Below are 19,994 nucleotides of genomic sequence, written 5' to 3' on the forward strand. Positions count from 1 at the left end.
ATACGGCAGTAAAAGGCTTGGTCGGAATAGATTGCTTTTTTTTAAATTTAATAATATGATTATATAAAACTGGCGGCATGGTGGGGGCATGTGCCAACATAAACTTTTTAGAACAGGTGGTAGTTATGACAGAGAAAATTTTTACAGTACTTGAAGCCGTTGGAAAGACAAAAGGAACCAACAGTGTCAGCGTGATCCAGAAACTGACAGGACTTCCAAGAAGTACGGTCCATAGGATTCTCCAGAGCATGGAAAAATCCGGAATGATCGTGTATAGACAGGATAAGGGATATTCCATCTCCCAGAAACTTCAGCTGTTATGTCTGAGTTCTAATCAAAATACGGATTTCCTGGAGGTAATGATTCCACTTGTGAAGGAGATTGCGGAAAAAACGCAGGAAACGGTTTCCGTGAATGTTTTAGAAAACATGGAGCGGATCTGTATTTACAGGGTTGAGGGAAGAAAGCGCGCCATCAACAATGTGCATATGGGAGAGAGGGGACCCTTGTTCAGCGGTTCCACAGGCCGCGTTCTCACTGCGTCCCTTTCTCCGCTAAAGTTTGGAAAGGCCTTGATATATGGTGAGGAGAACGGCATCATTACGGCGGCTAATAAAAAAGAGGTCATTGCCAAGGTTGAAACATGCCGGCAGGATGGTTACGCGGTTAGTATGGAGGAGCGCTATGAGGGCTGCTGGTCCATTGCGGTTCCCATTGTCAGCGGGATCACAAGGGAGACACTGGGAGCGCTTTCCGTTAACAGTGTGATCTCTTCCTACTCGGAAGATGTGAAGGACATGTATATTAAAATGCTCCGGGAGGCATCCCAAAAAGCGGGATTGGAACTTTTAAGATAGAATACGGTTTATCTGTAAATAAGACGGTTCATACACAGCCGTCTTATTTTTTTGCGTTTAGGGTTTTCATTTTTTGTCAAAATCAGAATTAAAACATTTTTGTAAAAACATCTTGCATTGCAAAATGGAACGTGCTATATTCATAAATGGGACAGATATACCGTTAAATGGGACAACAAATGAGGAGGTTATGTTTATGAGTTCAATGGAAGTGAATGTTGGCGGTTTTAAAATGAAAAACCCTTTAATGATCGCGTCAGGTCCGATCAGTTCAAAACTGGAACATCTAAAAGAAGCTGAGGAGAACGGGTTTGCTGCTGTCAGTCTGAAGCATACAATGGCCTGGCAGAAATTTGAGGCAAAGCCGAGATGGTTTTTTGATTCTAAGATTGGAGTGATTGTTAGCGGGGATCCCCGCCTTGAGCCTGAGTATGCTCTGGATCTTATCAGGAAAGCCAAAGAACAGACCGAGCTTAAGATAGCGGTAAACTTGTCGGGAATTCCTAATCAGGTGGAGTCCTGGGGAGAACTGTCCCACATGATGGAACAGGCAGGAGCGGATGCCATTGAACTGAATTTCAATTGTCCAAACCTGCTGACAGCTGATGCGAAGACAAAGGCGGTCCTTGGGGCCAATCTCGGGGCGGATCCCGACTCCTGCAGAACGGTTGTGGCTGCAGTGAAACAGGCGGTGAAGATCCCGGTAATTGCAAAGTTAAACACAGAGAGCGGAAAGCTGATGCCGGTGTCCAAAGCCGTGGCAGAGGCAGGCGCGGATATCCTGAATGTTCATGCATCCTACCGCAGTGCCCCGGGACTGGATATTTATCACGGTGGGAAGATGCTGTATCCGGGAAGTGAAAAGGGAAATTTTGGAGCCATCAGCGGACCCTGGTCCAAACGCGCTTCCGACCGCTTTATATGCGATGTATACTGGTCCAACACTGGAAAGGCTGTCATTGGAGGAAGCGGATTATACACATGGCGGGATGTGGTGGAAACAATTATGTACGGAGCATCAGCTGTCCAGATGTGTGTCCCTGTTATGCAAAAAGGATTTGGGATCGGAAAGGAGATCCTGGACGGACTGGGACGGTTTATGGATGAATGCGGTTATCGCTCTATTGATGAAATGGTGGGACTTGCCACAAAGTATGTATGTGCTCCCGGGGAAATGGACTACGGGGATATCACGGCTCTGGTCGATGAAACAAGCTGTGTGGGATGCAGGCAGTGTATGCCGATCGCTCATTGTGACGCCATCACCTATGATAGCGCTGCAAAGAAATGTGCAGTGGATGAAGACTTGTGTGTTGGATGCGGCTTTTGCCGGGGTGTATGTCCCAAGGATGCAATCACATATGTGTTAAAGAAAGGAAAATAGAACATGAATATAACTGAAAAAATCATGGCCAAAGCGGCCGGGCTGGACTATGTGGAGCCAGGTCAGATCATCGAGGTTAAGGTAGATGGGGCATTTACAGTTGAAAAGCAGGGGCCTCTGTTTTTTTCAGAGTTCCGTAAGCTGGGCCTGAAAATATGGGATAAGGACAAGGCAATTATCCTGGTGGACCATGGCACACCGCCCAGCAAAGTAATGGATGCGGATCTGATTACCGACACCATCCGTTTTGCACAGGAATATGATCTTCCGCTCTATAACTCAGAAGGGATCTGCCATCAGATCATGCCGGAAAAAGGCCATATCCTTCCCGGGTATGCATATGTGGGAACGGATTCCCACACCACGACTTACGGTGCCTTTGGTGCATTTTCCACAGGGATCGGGGCTACGGAGATGGCATGGGTATTTAATAAGGGCAGTATCTGGATGAAAGTTCCCAGTGCGATCCTTATCAATATTGATGGAGTACTTCCAAACTATGTATACGGAAAAGATTTGGCCCTTTATGTCATGACCCTTTTAGGAACGGATGGGGCAAGCTATAAGGCCATTGAATACAGGGGAAGCAGCATCCGCCAGCTCAGTATTGATTCCCGCTGTTCCCTTTGTAATATGGCTGTTGAAGCAGGCGCAAAAAATGGGATCATAGAAGCGGATGAAAAGACTGTGGAATTTATTAAGGAGAGAACCGACCGCACCTTTGAAATCGTACATTCTGATCCGGATGCAGTCTACGATAAGGTCTACAATATAGATGGAAGCAAACTGGAACCAATGGTGGCTAAACCAGGAGGTTCCCAGTATTCCGTGCCGGTCGGTGAAGTGGAGGGAACGCCTTTTACCAGAGCTCTCCTTGGCACCTGCACCAATGGAAGAATGGAAGATTTCCGAATTGCACGTGATATCATCAAGGGCAAAAAGATCTCCTCCAATGTACGTTTGCAGGTCATCCCGGGATCCAGGGCCATTTTCAGACAATGTATTGAAGAGGGGATCGTCCAGGATTTTCTGGATGCAGGGGCTATCTGGTGTAATCCACAGTGCGGGCCGTGCGCAGGCGGTCATTATGGGCTGTTAGGGAAACATGAAGTGTGTCTCAGCACATCCAATCGTAATATGGTAGGAAGAATGGGAGATCCAACATCTCAGGTTTACCTGACTTCCCCGGCAGTTGTGGCAGCATCTGTTGTAAGCGGCAGGATTATGGATCCTAGAAAGATTTGAGGTGAATGAATATGGTAATACATAACAAGGTATTTGGTGTTTACGGGCCAAATGTGGCTGCGGAGCAGATCGCATCCTCCACCCATGTGACAGCGGTAACACCTCAGGGACTGGCCTCAGCTTGTATGAAAGATATTGATGCCCGGTTCCATGAAAAGATAAAGAACGGATCAATCATGGTGGCAGCCCAGAACTTTGGCTGTAATTCCAGCCGTGAATGGGCGCCCAGAGCCCTTAAATTTTCAGGGGTGGAACTGGTGATCGCCGACAGTTTTGCACGGATATTTTTCCGCAATGCCATCAATATAGGACTTCCCATTATTGAATGCGCTGATATTTGCGGCTTCTGCCGGATGGGGGATGAACTTGAGGCGGACCTTTCAAAGGGGATCATCAGAAACATAACACAGGGAACAGAAACTAAGGGTATGGTGCTTCCGGACTTTCTTCTGGATATTATGACGGCAGGAGGTTTGTTAAATAAACTTAAAGCTGAGATGGAGGGGAAATAGGATGAAGGTTCAGAAGATCGAACTGCTCAGGAGGATCACATCCGATCTGAACGCTGATGGATTCATGGTCTACAGTCCCCAGTGGCATAAGGAGAATTACCGTTTCCTGACAGAGAAAAATTTTATCGGACCATTTGGAGTGATCCTGTATCTGACGAAAACAGATGAGACCCATATTATTTATGGATCAGACTGGGATCAGTGTAAAAATAAGCCCTTATTAAGCAAGGTGCATGTTCACGGCACCGACCCCTACGGTACTGTGACCAAGCTTTTGAAGGAAGCGGGGGTAAAGAACCTGGCAGTGTCCGGGAAAAAGTATATACCCCTGGATCTGGCCCGGGCCGTTGATCTGGCGGGAACTGCCTGCATTCCGGGAGAAGGCAGGCTGGAAACTGCCAGGATGCAGAAGACAGAGGAAGAGATCGGATATCTGAGACAGGCCGTAAGCCTGGCGGACCAGGCATGGACCGTGTTTATGAAGGGCGTGGCGGATGGTCTCAACGAATACCAGATCGTAGCAGAGGTGGAGCATTATATCAAACGCCACGGTGCAGAGGATTGCTTTATGCTGCTGGCCACGGGCGGCGATGAAGTGCGCGGTATGACGCCTCCCATGATGCGCGTGGCCCAGCCCGGCCAGATGGTGCGCACCGAGGTGACGCCCCAGGTCAATGGCTGGTGGGCCCAGATTTGCCGTACCTGTGTAAAGGGAAAGGCTAGTGACAACCAGAAAAAGGCATTTGAGATTTTCCTGGAAGCAGAGCAGGCAGGTTTTGATATGATACGCCCCGGTGTTAATATCCGTGATGTGGCAAAAGCGGAAAACGATGTGTTCCGCAAGTATGGCTACGGTGAATACTGTACGGAAAAGTATACCAGGGTAAGGGGCCATGGCCACGGGTTGGACCTGGATGAGATGCCTTTGGTGTTGGAATCAACGGATCTGGTTTTAAAAGAAAACATGGTGGTGGTCATACATCCCAATACCTTCAGCCCGCTGTGCGGCTATATGGTATTTGGGGATCCGGTACTGATCACAAAGGATGGCTATGAACTGCTTTCCGTTACAGAGCGCAAACTGTTTGAGGTGTAGAAGGAGGATTATATGAAGCGTGGATATATGGATTGGGATAAAAATCTGCTTCCTCTGTCCGCCCTGGAAAAGAGAAGACAGGCACTGATGGAAGCAGCTGCCAAGGCAGGTGCAAAGGCGGTTGTGATATACGGTGATGTGTATTCGGCAGATGAGTTATCCTACTATGTGAATTATACGCCATACTGGTGCAACAGTGCGGCAGTGGTTACAGAACATGAGGTCTATATGGTGACGGGCCACAATAACCGCGTCAACCCCTGGATCCATACCTTGACTGGGATTGAGGAGGAGAAGCTGCTGGCTTCCGGATTCAAGGTCCCGGCCAGGACGGCCCAGTCCCTGAAGGAGCGTTTCCCCCAGGGCGGACGGATCGGAGTGATCGGAACATACGTTATGGCCGATTTGGCCGCTGCCCTTGTGGAACAGGGATTTGAACTGGTTGTAATGGATGATATAAAGACAGAGCTTTTACAGACAGCAGATGAGCCGTACAGGGAGACGGCCGCAAAGGCGGTGGGTATCCTGCGCCATGCGTTTGAACAAGGCGGAAAGGAATATGCACAGGGCGGGAACTCCAAAACCGTGGCGGCAGAAATCGAGTATGCGGCCAGGAAAAACGGCGCCATGGATATTGTGCTTTATGTCTCCCACAGGGGAAAGGAATTCGGACTGCCCGTCACCCTTGAGGACGCCAAGGGCAGATGGGCTGTTTATGGGCTGATGCAGTATCTGGGAGTCTGGGTCAGCCTTACAAAGACGTTTGGGATAGATACAAATGAGACAGACAGTCAGCTGGAAGCAGTGGCCGTGGAACTGGTGCCGGGGGCGGAGATGCCCCATGGGACCGGCAGTGTTGAGGTTACACTCAGACATGTGGCATCAGACACTGTTTCAGATCTAAACCAGAGCGTATGGGAAATTGCCGAGGGACAGGTCCTGTCCGTGGAAGTATTTGACAATGAAAGCGGCATTTACTGCAGCAATATGTACCGCATTACAGATAAGGGGGCAGTTGTTTTATGAACATGGTAGAAAAAATCCTGGCAAAAGCCAGTGGAAAAAAGGAAGTAAAGCCAGGGGACGTGGTGGTTGCAAATGTTGACACCCTGCTGCTTCACGACCTGAGCGGTTATATTACTGCCAATGTATTTGAAAACGAGGTTAAAAAGGAAATGCGTTACCCGGAACGTGTGGCCATGGTTTTTGACCACCATTTCTCCCCGCCCACGGAACAGAGGGCGGAGGTGTTGGAGCGCAACCGTGAATTTGCCAGAAAGTATCATATTAATCTCTTTGACTGCGGTTCAGGCAATATCCACAACGTTGGGGTGCGCAACGGTTTTGTGCGTCCGGGCACCATTGTGGTAGGTTCTGACAGTCATACCCCGGTCCATGGCACTATGGGGTGTTTTGCCACTGGACTGGGGAATAATTCCAACGCGGCTACCGTGATGGCCTATGGGAAAGCCTGGTTTATGGTGCCGAAGACCATTAAGATCGAGCTTACAGGAAGCACCAGGCCGGGAGTGACACCAAGGGATGTGGCGCTGTGGCTTACAGGGCAGATCGGAGAGGGAGGAGCTGTTTACCGCGCGCTGCATTTTACAGGCCAGTATATCAAGGATCTGGATGTGTGGGACAGATGGCTGTTCCCGCTGATTACCATTGATGTAGGTGGAAAGTGCGGCTTTATTGATCCGGATGAGAAGACCGCAGAATTTATCAAACAGTATACGGATGAGCCATTTGAGGTGATCACCTCTGATCCGGATTGCGAGTATGAGAAGGTGCTGAGCTTTGACATCAGCGATCTGGAACCCCAGGTTGCCGCTTCCCCTACCCTTGGCAATGTAAAACCAGCAGAGGGCTTTGGCGGAAGGCCGGTCCAGTGGGCGGAATTAGGCGGCCACGGAGGCGCGCGTTTGGAGGATTTCAGACAGGCGGCGGAAATCCTTAAGGGGCGCAAGCTGGCTCCAGAGGTGAAATTTAACGCGGTTCCCAGCAGCAGGGAAACATTTGAACAGTGCCTGAAGGAAGGGATCGTGGAGATCTTCCACCAGGCCGGAGCATCCTGGTTCCCCGCCAGTACAGGTTCCAACCAGGCCATTAATATGGGGGCAATGTCAAAGCATGAGTCCATGATCTCTACCCATGCCCGCAACTTCCCGGGAAGAAACGGTAGTCCCGAGGCAATCATGTACCTGAGTTCGGCATATACCGTAGCGGCATCAGCTGTAAAAGGATGTGTGACGGATCCCAGGGAATTTTTGGAGGGATGACAGATGGAGAGAGAAGGCCGGTGCTGGAAATTCGGTGATAATATACCAACAGACCAAATCGTAAAAGCTGACAGGGTATTGCTCAGCATTGAGGAGATGGCCAAACACGTGCTGGAGAACCTGAACCCTGAATTTCCGAAACATGTAAAAAAGGGCGATATCCTGGTGGCTGGAAAACATTTTGGCCAGTCCTCAGGCCGTGCAGTGGCTCCAAAGGCTATTAAGGCCACAGGCGTGGGCGCAGTGATTACAGAGTATGCATCACGTCTGTTTTACAGGAATTGTTTTGAGATAGGTCTTCCACTTTTGGAATGTGAGGGAATCACCCAGGGGGTCAGTGATGGAGATATTCTTTATGTTAATATGGAGAGTGGGATCATTGTGAACAAAACAACGGGAAGGGAATTCAGGGCCAGACCCATTGATCCCTTTCTCATGGAAATGCTGGAAGCCGGAGGGCTGATCGCCTTTGGACCCAGAATTGACGAATATCAAATATAGGAATTTGGTGGTGATACAGTGAGTGAAATAAAAGGTAGGGTGTGGAAATTTGGCGACAATATTCCCACGGATCAGATCGTAAGAGTGGACCGCGCCTTGGGCGACATGGAGGAGATGGCAAGGCATGTATTGGAAAACTATAATCCGGAGTTTCCAAAGAAGGTCCAAAAAGGAGATATCCTGGTGGCCGGAAAGCATTTCGGCCAGTCCTCCGGCAGGGCAGTGGCCCCAAAGGCCATCAAGGCCACAGGAGTGGGAGCGGTTGTGGTAGAGTATGCTTCAAGATTATTTTACAGAAATGCCTTTGAAGTAGGGCTTCCCCTTATGGAGTGTCCGGGAATTACAGACCATGTGTCGGATGGAGACTGCCTGTCCGTGGATATGACCATAGGGAAGATAAAAAATGAGACCACAGGAGACGTATTGCAGGCACGCCCGGTGGATCCGTTTTTGATGGAAATGCTGGAGGCAGGAGGACTGATTGCCTTTGGCCCGCGCATTGATCAGTGGAACGTTTGATCTATGACAGCTTTTGCGAACTTTGTAATATTTTGGTGTTTAAGTTTTCTGGGATATATGGCAGGCAGACGCTTAAAAGTGCCTGCTCCTGCCATTTTAGGTCCTGTTGCCTGCTTTATGGTTCTGGCTCTTTCCGGTGTTCATCTGTCCGTACCCGCATTCCAAAAGCCAATGTTATCCGTGGTTACCGGAATCCTTTTGGGGCTGCGTATGAATCACAGTCTGAAAGGAGTATACCGTCAGATCATTGTCTATGTGGCCTGGCTTATTTTGCTGTCCCTTGCAGGTATCTGTATTCTGACAGCAACGGGGGTTGACAGGGAGACTGCCTTTTTTGCAGCCATGCCCGGGGGAATGGCTGAGATCACTCTGATGTCTCTCAGTTACCGCTCGGATCCCTTTGTGACGGTTCTGCTCCAATCCTCCAGGATGCTTATTTCCATGACATTCTTTTCATCCCTGGCAGCAAGATACCGTAAGAAGGATCCGGAAGAAAGAAAAATGGATCATCTAAGGGGAAAGGGAATATCCCTGCCTCTGTGGTGCCTGCTGATCGTACTTTCCCTGGCAGGGGCGGGAATATTTGGACTGCTGCACATACCGGCGGCCACCATCCTGGCTCCTATGATGGTGGTGGGAACTGCTGTGCGGGGGGCCGGTCTGGAATGCAGGATAAACCGGAACCTGCAGACACTGGTGCAGATTGGTATCGGAGGCCTTACGGGGGCATCTATATCCAGGGAAAGTATGATGGGATTTCCACATTATATCATACCGATCATCCTGCTTAGCCTGCTGGTAACGGGTAGTGGAATCCTGATGGCGCATCTTTTAATGAAGCTAACACAGTGGGATAAGATTACATGTATCCTCAGCTGCTGCCCGGCAGGGCTTCCCCCCACGATCATGGTGGCCATGGAGTACGGTGCAGATGCGGATATAGTCACCATTTTCCAGGTGCTGCGTATGGTGACGGTGCTGCTCATGACTCCGGTGCTGGCGCGGTGCCTTCCACTTTTTATACAGATGCCTTGAAACAGGCATAATCCGTATGGTCTGCACAATCCATGCAATCCGTGGAACAGGCAAACATACATTAAGAAAAAACAAGGTACGAGGGCATCTCTGTATCAAATTACGGTATAGCTATTCGTGGCTATGCCGTTTTATCATCCTGTGTCTCAATATCGGCTTTCAACTGTGAGAGAGCCTCTTTTAATGTTTTTTGCTCCCCTTCGTAATTTGCCGACATTATCGCAAAACGCTCATCACTCAGTTTGCCCGATACATTATCTTCGTAAATCCGCTGAAATAATACATCAAGTTCAGCAATACGTTTTTCGGATTTGGCTAACTCACGCCGCTTTTTTGCAAGTTCCTTTTTCTGTTCCTCACTCGGTTTATCAAGCTGCTCCTGCACAAATTGCTTTTCAAACGCCTGTACATAGAACAGAACTCGCTGCAGACTTTCAAGTACTAAAGCATAAACAACCTTTTCACGGATGTAATGTGCGGTACAGTTTTCCGTATTCTTACAGTAGTTGGAGCAGAAAAAGTATCTTATATTGCAAACACTTACCTCTTTTAAACTAATATAGCAGCGGTGGAAAATCAATTGCATAAATCATTGAATTTTTCAAACTGCAAATTGGCTTACAGCTTGTAAGCCATTTTCATCAGAGTTGTAAAATCTGTACCAATAACGTATGCTTTTTAAATTTTGTACCGAAAAACCTGACATATTTGGAAAAGTTTTCTTCAAATCCCTGCTCATTGTTGTAAGAAATGCATCGCCCCATTTAGCATGTTTCTGTTTTGCAACAATATCTCTGCCTATATCCCAATATAAATCAAGCATCTCATAATTCACTTTCACAGAAGCTTTTATCTGACTATGCTTTATCTTGCTCTTTATAGTTTCTATCCATGCTTTGTATTCATCATTCACAACAAAGCCGACCTCTCTATCTGCCACTTATATTCCTCCAATGATATAATTTCTTCTGCCTGTTGTTTAATACCGTCAAATTGCTCAAATAACGATTTTCATTGTGGTTTCCTCCAATATATTTAGTTATTCCTCCAAATTCATCATATCCAACTGTCATTACAAATTCTTTAAAATGCTGAAAAAGAGACACTTCCTTATGTGAAGTGTCTCTTGGCGCATCTTTTTTGTTTCACAGATAGTTCATGATTTTACACCCTGATTTTTAAGGTGTGTTTCAGCTTAAGCTGTTAGGATGTCAGCAGGAAAATAAGCGGAGGTGGTAAAAAAGAAGGGCAGTTATCCTGTTTTACTTTTGGCAGCCGGTATCCTTTGCACAGGATTGTTAATACACACATATCCCCCGGGCTGGGGCGGCGTAGTTCGGGCAGCAGTCAGGGAGCAGGCGGAGAGGAGAAGGAGGCAGAGGGAACAGTCCGTGGAACAGGAACGGCCAATGACGGATTGCAGCTGCTGGCATTTTACGGGGATGGCTCCTTCCAGGTCTATACATATGAAAGCCAGTGATACGCTGGCAGGAGAGCAGTGGGCTTTGTCCAATGACGGGACATTTCAGATGGAGGATGAGCAAAACCGCTTTCCTGTATTTGACCGGCCTTTTACCCAGCCGTCCGCCCCGGGACATTGGCAGAGACCACAACAGGGAATGTCCGGGAGCGCTCCTTGGGGAACGTCCGGGAACATGCCTTCGGGAACACCCCAGAACACGTTCCCGGGAGTTAGGGGGATCACACCCGGTAAAAATGGATCCTGCCGGGACGCTGGGTCAGGCATTTGCAGGATATCCCGGTCACGGAATCATATCCGCGGCAAGTGCGGATGCCGAGGCGGGAGCAGTGGCAGGGATCGATATAAACGTGGAGGAAGCCTGGGATTTATACGGGAAGGGAACCGGGAGGTGGTGATCGCGCTCATCGATACCGGGGTGGACATATCCCATCAGGAGTTAAGCGGTTCCATATGGATCAATGAAGATGAAATATCAGGCAATGGTATAGAGATACGACATCCCTGATCCGGGCCATTCAGTATGCACAGGACAACGGAGCATCTATCTGCAATCTAAGCCTGTCTACCACATCCTACGACCAGGCGCTGTATCAGACCATGGCACGATCCGGCCTGCTGTTTGTGGTATCGGCAGGGAATGGGGATGAACAGACAGGAACAGGGATGGATCTAGAGGTATCCCCCTGTTACCCGGCATCCTTTGATCTTCCCAATGTGATCTCTGTGGCTAATTTAAGCTATGACGGAACACTGTGCGGCAGATCCAATTACGGTTCGGATTCCGTGGATCTGGCGGCTCCGGGTACATACATACTCAGCACCACGGCAGATCAGGGATACAGTTATATGACCGGCACTTCCATGGCCGCGCCAATGGTCTCCGCGGCAGCCGCCTTGGTGTATTCCTATGGTGAGAATATTTCTGGCCCTTAGTCAGAGTTATTAAAGCGGCCCTGAAAAGGAGGATTCATGGATAGAAAAAAATTCATCAAGGTACTTTGCATTGATTTCCTCATTGCCCTGGTCTGTGTGTGGGGATTCCTTTTATATTTCTATATACTGCCCCGTAAGGACAAGGACGCAGGCACGGTGATCCTCGATACCCGGGAGATGGAAGGAGAAGGATTTGAGCTCCCGCAGCAGGGCCGTGAAGGCACAGGACCAAAGAACCAGGAACGAAGATCCCCGGAACAAACAAATACAAAGCGCCGGGGCGGACCCGGAAACGGCAATTCCAATACCAGGTCAATTGCCTCGGACCGGGATGCAGAACAGCCGGAAACGGCTGAAAAGGAAGAAACAGAACTTTATACCATCAGCGATGGGACCATGCAGGTGTGGGTTAAGAAGACCCGTCTGGGAACAGGGAACAATGCCATTACCTATTATACGGCGGATTTGTATCTGACATCCATCCGGCAGCTAAGGACGGCCTTTGCCCTTGGAAGTTATGGCAAGAATATGAGGGAATCCACTCTTGAGATGGCTGAGGATCACCAGGCACTTCTGGCAGTATCCGGGGATTCCTATGGAAACAGTGAAAGCGGGATCGTTGTCAGAAACGGAATCTTGTACCGCTCTGAAGTGGGCGATGCGGAGATCTGTGTCCTTTTTTATGACGGGACCATGGCAGTTTATGAACCGGAAGAATTCAACCGGTTGGGAATCCTTGAAAGAGATGTATGGCAGGTCTGGAATTTTGGCCCCTCTCTGCTTGAGGATGGGGAGATAAAGGAGGCATTCCGGACCACCGCCTATCTGAATAAGGAGAATCCCAGATGCGGAATTGGGTATGTGGCACCGGGCCACTACAAATTTGTGGTGGTGGACGGAAGAAATACAGGTTATTCCAAAGGGGCGTCAATGACGGAGTTTGCCAGGATCATGAAGGATGAGGGCTGCGTGCTGGCCTATAACCTGGATGGAGGAAAATCCTCATCCATGGTCTGGGATGGGCAGTATGTAAACCGTCCGGCCGGCGGGGGACGGGATATCAGTGACATAATTTATATTGGAAAGGCGGGATCAGATGAATAAGAAAATAGATCGGATACTTCCACACATTACGATCATCATGTCCCTGTGGGTGGGCACACTGTGGGTACTGGACCAGTTAAATCCTCTCATGGGATTTATGGATTGTTTTGTCTCAAATACGGTGCAGATCGTATTCTGCTTCTTGGTACTGATTCATGGGATTCTCCGGGTTTGGCAGCAGTGTGGTGAAAAGGGGACGGTCCTGATAGGGCTTCCCGCCCCCAAACGGGCAGAGGAGACGGATGGGGAAGGGAAGGGATCAGATTGAGGGCAGCACAGGAAAACAGAGAGCCGGGGATATGTAATTATGTCGTAATACCGGCATTTGAACCTGATTTCAGGCTGCTGTCCCTGGTAAAGGGACTGTCAGGGTATCCTGGGATTGGGATCATTGTTGTAAATGACGGCAGCGAAAAAGGATTGTGCACACTCTTTGGGCGGACAGCAGAATATGCCACGGTGCTGTTCCATAGAACGAACAGAGGAAAGGGGAGGGCTGTCAAGACAGCGCTGGACTACATAAGAAAGAACAGAAAAGAGGCAAAAACGATCGTTATCGCCGATGCAGACGGACAGCACAAGGCGGAGGATATCCTGCGGGTCCTGCATGCAGCCCAGGGGTATGAACACCGGATGGTTCTGGGAGTCCGAAGCTTTTCAGGGGAAGTCCCCTTCAGGAGCAAATTTGGAAATGCAATTACGTGTGCTATATTTTACTGTGTAACAGGTACGTTTCTCAGTGATACCCAGACTGGCCTTCGGGCATTCCATGTCCGGCTGATCCCCCTGCTGCTTCGCATCAGGGGAGAGCGGTATGAATTTGAGATGAACACGCTGATGCAGCTGTCAAAGAGAAGGATCAAATTTGAGGAGGTGGGAATAGAGACCGTGTACTTGGATCAGAATGAGTCATCCCATTTTCGGGTGATAAGGGACTCCGTACGGATCTATTGGAATATTATAAAATTCGCATGTTCTTCCATGGCTTCCTTTGCCGTGGATTATGGACTTTTCCTTTTGTTTTGTGCAGGATTGTCACGGGTTGGAGCAGAGATGGTCGCAGCCGTGGCGGTCAGCAACGCGGCTGCCCGGGTCATCAGCGCCTGCTGCAATTTTTGCTGGAATCGAAAATATGTATTTCATCACAAGGGCAGCAGCCTAAAAGCAGGGCTGCAGTATTTTAGTTTGGCCCTGGCAGTTCTCTGTATCAATACGGCTTTATTATCATGGCTGGTGGTATATGGGCGGATGGGGAAGGCAAGGGCAAAGCTGTGTGCGGAATTATCCTTATTTGCCCTCAGCTTTATCATACAGCGGTTTATGATTTTTGGGAAAAAGGAGATTAGGCAGGCACAGTAAAGGAGGCGCGTCAGCTGGTTCCGGCGATACCGGTCCATTGGCGCTTTTTCTTTGTGCTTTTTCGGTATTTTTCTGTTGTTGTCTATGATCTTGATTCATGCTATAATCATTTTAATGCAAAACTCTGTCCATATATGCATTAGAATACGAATAAAAATTCGGAGGCGGGAGAGCCATGAAAAACTTTAAGGTAGCAAATAAGTTATTTATCTCGTATGCGGTCATCATAACCATGCTGATCGCGGGATGTGTGGTTAGTATTGTGGATCTGGTGAAGCTGGGGGGACAGATCCAGACATTTTACAATGGTCCCTTTACGGTTAACAGCAGCGCCAATATTGTGAATGCAAATTTTGAAGGAATGCAGAAATCCGTTTACAGATCCATATCCAATACAAACCCTGAGATCATACACGAGGCAATGGAAAACGCAGAGGACGCGGCCCGGGCCATCCAGGAGCAGCTTCCGGTCATCGAACAGCACTTTATGGGTGATAAGGAGATCATTGCACGGCTGGATGCGGCTCTCACAAAACTGACGCCCATGCGTGAGAAGGTGTTGGACCTGGCAAGCCGGAATAAGAAAGCGGAAGCGGCTGATTACATGGAAAAGAACAATATCCTTGTGATCAGGGAAGCACAGACAGAGCTGAACCACCTGATAGAGAATGGGAACACAAAGGGGGAAGTCCTGGTTGCGGGATTGAGGGAGCGGCAGATCAATGCAGTGACATCAATGGCCGTGCTGGGAATTGCAGGTATAATCATCAGCGCCGGGTTTGGATTCTGTATTGCGCGGGGCATTACACAGCCGGTCAGGGAACTGGAGCAGGCGGCCCGCAGCCTGTCCGAAGGGAATTTTTCCGCCATACGGATTACATACCGGTCAAAGGATGAACTGGGAAATCTTGCGGATGATATGCGCAGCATGGTTGCCACGCTGTCTTCGGTCATTCAGGATGAAACATATCTTTTGTCTGAAATGTCCAAAGGAAATTTAAAGGTGCGCAGCAATCAGAAAGAGCGCTATTTGGGGGACCTGAATCAGATGCTGGTCTCCGTGGAAAAGATCAACAGCAGGTTAAGCAGTACCCTGCTTCAGATCAACCAGTCGGCCAGAGAGGTGGCGGCTGGATCCGAACAGGTTTCCCAGGGGGCCCAGACCCTGGCCCAGGGGGCAACGGAGCAGGCTGCATCGGTGGAGGAGCTTTCCGGCACCATCAGAAACATATCGGATCAGGTGGTCAGAAACACGGAAAATGCAAAGAACTCCAGTGAACGATCCGGTATGGTCCGGTCAAAGGTATTGGAGAGCAGCGTCTGTATGGAGGAGCTTCTGGGCGCAATGTCAGAGATCAGTAAAGGTTCCGGTGAGATCAGAACAATTATGAGGACGATTGAGGACATTGCATTCCATACCAACATTCTTGCCCTGAACGCATCTGTGGAAGCAGCGCGGGCGGGGGAAATGGGGAAAGGCTTTGCAGTGGTGGCAAAAGAGGTGCGCAGCCTGGCGGATAAATCCGCATCTGCTTCCAAGAGCACGGCTGCATTGATCGAAAGCTCCCTTCAGACCATTCAAGATGGAAAGAAGATCGCAAATAAGACAGCGGTTTCCCTGACTGAAGTAGTCCGGGGAGTTGAGGGCGTGACGGATTCCCTTAATGATATTGCGGAAGCTTCCACGGATCAGTCGGATGCGATCCTCCGGCTTTCCGAATCGGTCAATATAATATCCGGGGTGGTGCAGACCAATTCCGCCACAGCGCAGGAGAGCGCTGCGGCCAGCGAGGAACTGTCCTCCCAGGCACAGTTTCTAAGGGGATTAGTTGATTACTTTAAGCTGGAAGAAGGCGCATAGACCTGCAGAAAAGAAGACATCTTTGGTGAACGGTATCTTTGATAACGTCCAGAGATGTTTTTCTTTTTATTGCATTTTTTGTATGATATAATAAAAGCCACAAAAAAGATAAAGGGGAGAAAATCTTTGACAGACAGCGAGAACATGATCTATAATCTGGTCTGCGATTATTATGAGACTAGGATATTAATGGGGGCGTGCCGGTACGGTGAGCTGCTGCCCTCCATTTCCAAAATAGGAGAAAGTTTTCAGATGGCTCCCCGGACAGTGCGGGCCGCATTTTCGCGTTTGGAGGAGAAGGGATATATCAGGATCGAGTCCCGAAAAGCGGCAAAGGTCATATACCAGGTAAATGACGAGCGTATTAATGAAAACGCTGCTCTGTATTTCGTGCCAAGACGGGAGGGAATGGTGGATTTTTGCCATTCCGGCAGATTGCTCATTGAACCGATCTGGGAATACGCCCAGGGCAGCCTTGATCAGGAGACATGGGGGAGGCTAAAGCAAAAACTGGCCCAGGCGGCAAACGTGGATCTGTCTGTCTCCACCCGTCTGCATATCTACGCCTTTGCCGCATTGCAGAACAAACTGATCCTTAATTTTTATTGGGAACTTCTCCGGTATATCCGCTTTCCCTATCTGTCCGGTTATGATGCGCATCGGGAAAGGGACAGGGAGTTACTGACCCATGGGGAAGAGAATGACACCGTGTTTATGAGGGCGGCCTTTGAAGAGGATTTCGGCCGCGGCTTAAAGCGCCTGCTGGCTTTCTGTTCCCAGGCGGAGGAGAGATACGGCTTAAAGGGCAGGGAGCAGATTCCTTTCCGGTGGAGTGTATACCGGCAGAGGCCGCAGCTTTGCTATACCTTGGTGTCCCGAATCATTTTTGAGATCATAAAAGGAACCTATCCAATTGGAAGCTTCCTGCCGTCCCTGCCCACCATGTCAGAACAATTGGATGTATCATACCGGACCTTACGCAGGGCCGTCAGTATCCTCAACAGCCTTGGGATCATCCACTCCTACCAGGGAAAGGGGTCCCGGGTCTTAATGACCATAGGGTCAATTGATTTTCAACGGCCGGAGATAAGGGAGGGATTCCGTCTCTACCGGGACAGCCTGCAGTTCATGGCATTGACTGTGCGCCCGGTATTCCTTTACACATTGGAGCATGTGGAACCGGAGGAACGCCAGCGCCTGGCAGAGAAATTTGCGGATATAGTTAACAGGCACAAGTGCCAGTACTGCTTTAAACTGGCAATTGATTTTATCCGCAGCCAGTGTCCGCTGGCCACGGTAAGGGAATGCTACGTCAGGCTGGAGGAGTTTTTGGTGTGGGGATATCCCTTTGTATTATACCGGGCCGGTGAACAGCGTCTGCAGGAGGAATATGCTCAGATGACCTGGGCGGCGGCTGAGTACCTGAAAAAAGGGCAGTGGGAAAAGTTTGCGGATCATTGGAAAGAACTGATGGAACGCGAGTATGAGAAGGCCGGGGTCATGCTTTTTTAGCAGTGATACATAGCCAATGGCGTTTTTCTTCATATTCATAGGAGACATCCGCAAAACCAGCCTTTTCCAGACGGTCTTTTAGATCCTCCCCGCTGTAAATGGTCATGCCCTGAATCAGCTTGGACCATCTGTCGTTTTCGGGATCTGATTCTTCATTGCAGATCAGGAAAATGCCGCCGGTGCGCAGGGTGTGGCAGACCTGCCTGAAGCAGGAATCCAGTTCCGGCCAGAAATAGACAGTCTCAAAGGCAGTGATCAGATCAAAGGAATTGCCTTCAAAGGGCAGGGCAGAGGCATCTCCCTGGATGATCCGGCAGCGGCCGGCCCGAACAGCCGCGTTATTGGTTTGCCTGGATTTTTCCACACTTACGGAGGAGTAGTCCATGCCCACGGCATTGATTTGAGGTGCGGCCAAGAGCATGGCAGCCAGATTGGCCCCGCCTCCGCAGCCAATATCCAGTATATCCATTCCGTCTCTCAGGGCGAGATGGGAAAGCCCCCAGCCAGCCAGGCCGGCATGCCCCTTATTCATCATGGTCACCATCAGTTTTCCCACAGCCCCCTGGGGTTTGCATGTGTTTTGAAAAAACTTATTCATTATCTTATCCTCCATTCTGCCGCCCTTTTGGCGGTATGCACCATATAAGAAGTTCCTTGACCGAATGGTAGACCAGGGCCAGGAACAGACCGTGTTTGTCCCCAAGCCGGGTGTAGATAGAACCGGTGCTTGTCCGGGCCCGCCTGTCAATGGAGCGCAGGGATACCCCCCTGATACAGATCTTGGCACAGCCATCTATGTGAGAGTCTACATCACCTTCTGGATGATCCAAAACATTGTTATGAAACACTGGTTTGAATTTAACATGAATGTCCCCCTTTCTTCAAGCGCCCAGTTGATAAAATAGTTCGTTAACCATCTAATGAGAAAATATCTCCATATCAGATTCTTTTACGTAATCAATGTCCTGTCTGTTAATACTACCCAAAACACATATTGTTAATCAAAAATTTATAGACATAATGCTTGCAAAGATAAGATATGGATGTTATAATCCAGTTAATTAGTCCAGTGGACTAACTAAATCCTATTAATGCAGATCAAGAGGAATATACCATATGATTAACCAACAAGTGATAAAAGCCGTTAACAAAAAAAAGATATATATGCTGATCTCAGAGAACCCGGGGATTTCCAGAGTGAATCTGGCTGCCAGAACCGAGCTGAGCAAGACTACGGTTTCAGCCCTTGTGGATGAGCTGATCCAGGAAGGCCGTATTGTGGATGAGGGTGCGGTGGAGAGCAAGCGCCAGGGGCGCAGGCCCAACAGCCTGGCGGTAAATGACAGGAGGGATTGTGTCATTGTTCTCAACTGGAGAAAGCGCACCATCCAGGTTTCGTTGGTTTCCGCCGGATTCGAGGTTGAGATACTGGAGGAGACGGCTCCGGCAGAGGGGGAGGACCCGGCGGTCCGGATTTGGTCCATTACCAAGGATTTTATGGACAGGCACTGCGGGGAACGGCATGTGCTGGGGATTTGTCTCGTGATCCCGGGTATTATTGACAGTGAAAAAAAACGGATTATTTCCATGGTCCTGTCCCTGGGCGTGGACGACCAGGTGGTGACCGGCCTGAGGGAACAGGTAAAGGATCTTCCCCTGGCCATATTCAACGATACGGCCTGCCTGGCCTATGCGGAGAACGCCTTTGGCAATGTGGATATTAAGAACTATGTGTACCTGAACATCAATGAAGGCGTGGGTGCCAGTCTGATCCAGAATGGGAATATCCTGAGAGGGGCCACCGGTATGGGGACTCAGTTCGGACATTTTTCCATTGACCGGGACGGCGAGCCATGCAGCTGCGGCAACCGGGGATGTCTGGAGAACCGGATCGGAGAGATCGTGCTGGCAAAACGTGCCGTGGAATGCAATGCCCTGGAGGAATTTGAGGGAACGGAGCAGATCCTGTTCTGCCATGTGGGGCAGCTGGCACAGCAGGGAAAACCGGGGGCGCTTCGCCTGATCCGCGCGCTGGCGGATGATCTGAGTTTTGGCCTGGGCAATCTCATCACCATGTTCCACCCGGATACCATTATCATCGGAGGAATGGGGCGCAAGCTTGGGGATCTGTATCTGGAACGGGTTTTGGAACGGGTGAAGACCGTGGGGTTCCGTCAGTTTGTAGAGGACGTTGATATCCGTTTTACCACACTGAGGGAGGATGCGGTATTCCGGGGGGCGGCCAAGTATTTTATGGACACCCACTATGATTTTATGGAAGATATGAAGGGAAAATTATTTTTGTATTAAG

Annotated in this window: 22 protein-coding genes; 18 read left to right on the forward strand and 4 right to left on the reverse strand. The window is 49.3% G+C overall.

The genetic code is table 11. The annotated features are described in order from the left end of the window. The first annotated feature begins 125 nt into the window (after positions 1-125). The 10 genes from ABID13_RS22515 (at position 126) to ABID13_RS22560 (ending at position 9,431) form a co-directional block, all read left to right on the forward strand. Complete coding sequence (locus ABID13_RS22515) at positions 126-857, forward strand: IclR family transcriptional regulator (RefSeq protein ID WP_048929471.1); 732 nt, start codon at positions 126-128, stop codon at positions 855-857. A gap of 196 nt (positions 858-1,053) precedes the next feature. Next, the gene (locus ABID13_RS22520) at positions 1,054-2,241 is read left to right on the forward strand and encodes a 4Fe-4S binding protein (RefSeq protein ID WP_048929470.1); all 1,188 of its coding nucleotides are present in this window, start codon (positions 1,054-1,056) and stop codon (positions 2,239-2,241) included. A gap of 3 nt (positions 2,242-2,244) precedes the next feature. After that, positions 2,245-3,486 carry a 3-isopropylmalate dehydratase large subunit gene (locus tag ABID13_RS22525; RefSeq protein ID WP_048929469.1) on the forward strand — a complete coding sequence of 414 codons (1,242 nt, stop codon included), beginning with the start codon at positions 2,245-2,247 and terminating at the stop codon, positions 3,484-3,486. An 11-nt stretch (positions 3,487-3,497) separates the two neighbouring features. Then, positions 3,498-3,998: a LeuD/DmdB family oxidoreductase small subunit gene (locus ABID13_RS22530; RefSeq protein ID WP_048929468.1), complete on the forward strand. Its 501-nt coding sequence runs from the start codon at positions 3,498-3,500 to the stop codon at positions 3,996-3,998. A gap of 1 nt (position 3,999) precedes the next feature. Next, the gene (locus ABID13_RS22535) at positions 4,000-5,094 is read left to right on the forward strand and encodes a M24 family metallopeptidase (RefSeq protein ID WP_048929467.1); all 1,095 of its coding nucleotides are present in this window, start codon (positions 4,000-4,002) and stop codon (positions 5,092-5,094) included. Positions 5,095-5,106: 12 nt separating this feature from the next. Beyond that, positions 5,107-6,120 (forward strand): hypothetical protein, encoded by a 1,014-nt coding sequence (locus tag ABID13_RS22540; RefSeq protein ID WP_048929466.1) that lies wholly within the window; start codon positions 5,107-5,109, stop codon positions 6,118-6,120. Beyond that, complete coding sequence (locus ABID13_RS22545; RefSeq protein ID WP_048929465.1) at positions 6,117-7,376, forward strand: 3-isopropylmalate dehydratase large subunit; 1,260 nt, start codon at positions 6,117-6,119, stop codon at positions 7,374-7,376. Before ABID13_RS22540 ends, ABID13_RS22545 begins: the two co-directional genes overlap by 4 nt. A 3-nt stretch (positions 7,377-7,379) precedes the next feature. After that, positions 7,380-7,877, forward strand: a complete 498-nt coding sequence (locus ABID13_RS22550) for a LeuD/DmdB family oxidoreductase small subunit (RefSeq protein WP_048929464.1) — start codon at positions 7,380-7,382, stop codon at positions 7,875-7,877. Positions 7,878-7,895: 18 nt separating this feature from the next. After that, on the forward strand, positions 7,896-8,396 hold the full coding sequence (locus tag ABID13_RS22555; protein ID WP_048929463.1) for a LeuD/DmdB family oxidoreductase small subunit: 501 nt from the start codon (positions 7,896-7,898) through the stop codon (positions 8,394-8,396). Between the two features lie 3 nt (positions 8,397-8,399). After that, positions 8,400-9,431, forward strand: coding sequence for an AbrB family transcriptional regulator (locus ABID13_RS22560; RefSeq protein ID WP_048929462.1), 1,032 nt, complete (start codon positions 8,400-8,402; stop codon positions 9,429-9,431). 121 nt (positions 9,432-9,552) lie between these two features. Here ABID13_RS22560 and ABID13_RS22565 read toward each other — a convergent pair whose 3' ends face one another. Further along, entirely contained in the window at positions 9,553-10,017 is a 465-nt protein-coding gene (locus ABID13_RS22565) for a recombinase zinc ribbon domain-containing protein (RefSeq protein ID WP_048929461.1), read from the reverse strand. A gap of 15 nt (positions 10,018-10,032) precedes the next feature. Then, positions 10,033-10,371: a DUF1016 N-terminal domain-containing protein gene (locus tag ABID13_RS22570; protein WP_048929460.1), complete on the reverse strand. Its 339-nt coding sequence runs from the start codon at positions 10,369-10,371 to the stop codon at positions 10,033-10,035. 292 nt (positions 10,372-10,663) lie between these two features. On the opposite strand from ABID13_RS22570, the gene ABID13_RS22575 reads away from it, so the two are divergent. From ABID13_RS22575 to ABID13_RS22605, 7 genes are all read left to right on the forward strand, one after another. Continuing rightward, a complete protein-coding gene (locus ABID13_RS22575; protein WP_242849230.1) occupies positions 10,664-11,419 on the forward strand; it encodes a hypothetical protein in 756 nt (251 codons plus the stop codon). 38 nt (positions 11,420-11,457) lie between these two features. Beyond that, a complete protein-coding gene (locus ABID13_RS22580; RefSeq protein ID WP_242849240.1) occupies positions 11,458-11,847 on the forward strand; it encodes a S8 family serine peptidase in 390 nt (129 codons plus the stop codon). A gap of 36 nt (positions 11,848-11,883) precedes the next feature. Beyond that, positions 11,884-12,951: a phosphodiester glycosidase family protein gene (locus ABID13_RS22585; protein WP_053095343.1), complete on the forward strand. Its 1,068-nt coding sequence runs from the start codon at positions 11,884-11,886 to the stop codon at positions 12,949-12,951. Continuing rightward, complete coding sequence (locus ABID13_RS22590; RefSeq protein ID WP_048929456.1) at positions 12,944-13,219, forward strand: hypothetical protein; 276 nt, start codon at positions 12,944-12,946, stop codon at positions 13,217-13,219. Before ABID13_RS22585 ends, ABID13_RS22590 begins: the two co-directional genes overlap by 8 nt. After that, entirely contained in the window at positions 13,216-14,310 is a 1,095-nt protein-coding gene (locus tag ABID13_RS22595) for a bifunctional glycosyltransferase family 2/GtrA family protein (protein ID WP_048929455.1), read from the forward strand. Before ABID13_RS22590 ends, ABID13_RS22595 begins: the two co-directional genes overlap by 4 nt. 175 nt (positions 14,311-14,485) lie before the next feature. Beyond that, the gene (locus ABID13_RS22600; protein ID WP_048929454.1) at positions 14,486-16,171 is read left to right on the forward strand and encodes a methyl-accepting chemotaxis protein; all 1,686 of its coding nucleotides are present in this window, start codon (positions 14,486-14,488) and stop codon (positions 16,169-16,171) included. Positions 16,172-16,297: 126 nt separating this feature from the next. Further along, the gene (locus ABID13_RS22605; RefSeq protein WP_048929614.1) at positions 16,298-17,683 is read left to right on the forward strand and encodes a GntR family transcriptional regulator; all 1,386 of its coding nucleotides are present in this window, start codon (positions 16,298-16,300) and stop codon (positions 17,681-17,683) included. Here ABID13_RS22605 and ABID13_RS22610 read toward each other — a convergent pair. Both ABID13_RS22610 and ABID13_RS22615 read right to left on the reverse strand, forming a co-directional pair. Then, positions 17,670-18,281 carry a class I SAM-dependent methyltransferase gene (locus ABID13_RS22610; protein ID WP_082082540.1) on the reverse strand — a complete coding sequence of 204 codons (612 nt, stop codon included), beginning with the start codon at positions 18,279-18,281 and terminating at the stop codon, positions 17,670-17,672. The two genes, ABID13_RS22605 and ABID13_RS22610, sit on opposite strands and share 14 nt — an antisense overlap. A 4-nt stretch (positions 18,282-18,285) precedes the next feature. After that, complete coding sequence (locus ABID13_RS22615) at positions 18,286-18,513, reverse strand: TetR/AcrR family transcriptional regulator (RefSeq protein WP_330376638.1); 228 nt, start codon at positions 18,511-18,513, stop codon at positions 18,286-18,288. 286 nt (positions 18,514-18,799) lie between these two features. On the opposite strand from ABID13_RS22615, the gene ABID13_RS22620 reads away from it, so the two are divergent. Beyond that, on the forward strand, positions 18,800-19,993 hold the full coding sequence (locus tag ABID13_RS22620; protein WP_048929452.1) for an ROK family transcriptional regulator: 1,194 nt from the start codon (positions 18,800-18,802) through the stop codon (positions 19,991-19,993). Position 19,994: the final 1 nt, after the last annotated feature.

The organism is Enterocloster citroniae, from assembly GCF_040545455.1.
In the GTDB taxonomy this organism is placed as follows: Bacteria; Bacillota; Clostridia; order Lachnospirales; family Lachnospiraceae; genus Enterocloster; species Enterocloster citroniae.

Excerpts from the sequence above, each read along its gene's own strand:
- ABID13_RS22530 (WP_048929468.1), top strand. The coding sequence starts at position 3,498 with ATGGTAATACATAACAAGGTATTTGGTGTTTACGGGCCAAATGTGGCT.
- ABID13_RS22565 (WP_048929461.1), bottom strand. The coding sequence starts at position 10,017 with ATGCAATTGATTTTCCACCGCTGCTATATTAGTTTAAAAGAGGTAAGT.
- ABID13_RS22560 (WP_048929462.1), top strand. The coding sequence starts at position 8,400 with ATGACAGCTTTTGCGAACTTTGTAATATTTTGGTGTTTAAGTTTTCTG.
- ABID13_RS22585 (WP_053095343.1), top strand. The coding sequence starts at position 11,884 with ATGGATAGAAAAAAATTCATCAAGGTACTTTGCATTGATTTCCTCATT.
- ABID13_RS22540 (WP_048929466.1), top strand. The coding sequence starts at position 5,107 with ATGAAGCGTGGATATATGGATTGGGATAAAAATCTGCTTCCTCTGTCC.
- ABID13_RS22550 (WP_048929464.1), top strand. The coding sequence starts at position 7,380 with ATGGAGAGAGAAGGCCGGTGCTGGAAATTCGGTGATAATATACCAACA.
- ABID13_RS22620 (WP_048929452.1), top strand. The coding sequence starts at position 18,800 with ATGATTAACCAACAAGTGATAAAAGCCGTTAACAAAAAAAAGATATAT.
- ABID13_RS22525 (WP_048929469.1), top strand. The coding sequence starts at position 2,245 with ATGAATATAACTGAAAAAATCATGGCCAAAGCGGCCGGGCTGGACTAT.
- ABID13_RS22590 (WP_048929456.1), top strand. The coding sequence starts at position 12,944 with ATGAATAAGAAAATAGATCGGATACTTCCACACATTACGATCATCATG.
- ABID13_RS22515 (WP_048929471.1), top strand. The coding sequence starts at position 126 with ATGACAGAGAAAATTTTTACAGTACTTGAAGCCGTTGGAAAGACAAAA.
- ABID13_RS22600 (WP_048929454.1), top strand. The coding sequence starts at position 14,486 with ATGAAAAACTTTAAGGTAGCAAATAAGTTATTTATCTCGTATGCGGTC.
- ABID13_RS22610 (WP_082082540.1), bottom strand. The coding sequence starts at position 18,281 with ATGAATAAGTTTTTTCAAAACACATGCAAACCCCAGGGGGCTGTGGGA.
- ABID13_RS22545 (WP_048929465.1), top strand. The coding sequence starts at position 6,117 with ATGAACATGGTAGAAAAAATCCTGGCAAAAGCCAGTGGAAAAAAGGAA.
- ABID13_RS22520 (WP_048929470.1), top strand. The coding sequence starts at position 1,054 with ATGAGTTCAATGGAAGTGAATGTTGGCGGTTTTAAAATGAAAAACCCT.
- ABID13_RS22535 (WP_048929467.1), top strand. The coding sequence starts at position 4,000 with ATGAAGGTTCAGAAGATCGAACTGCTCAGGAGGATCACATCCGATCTG.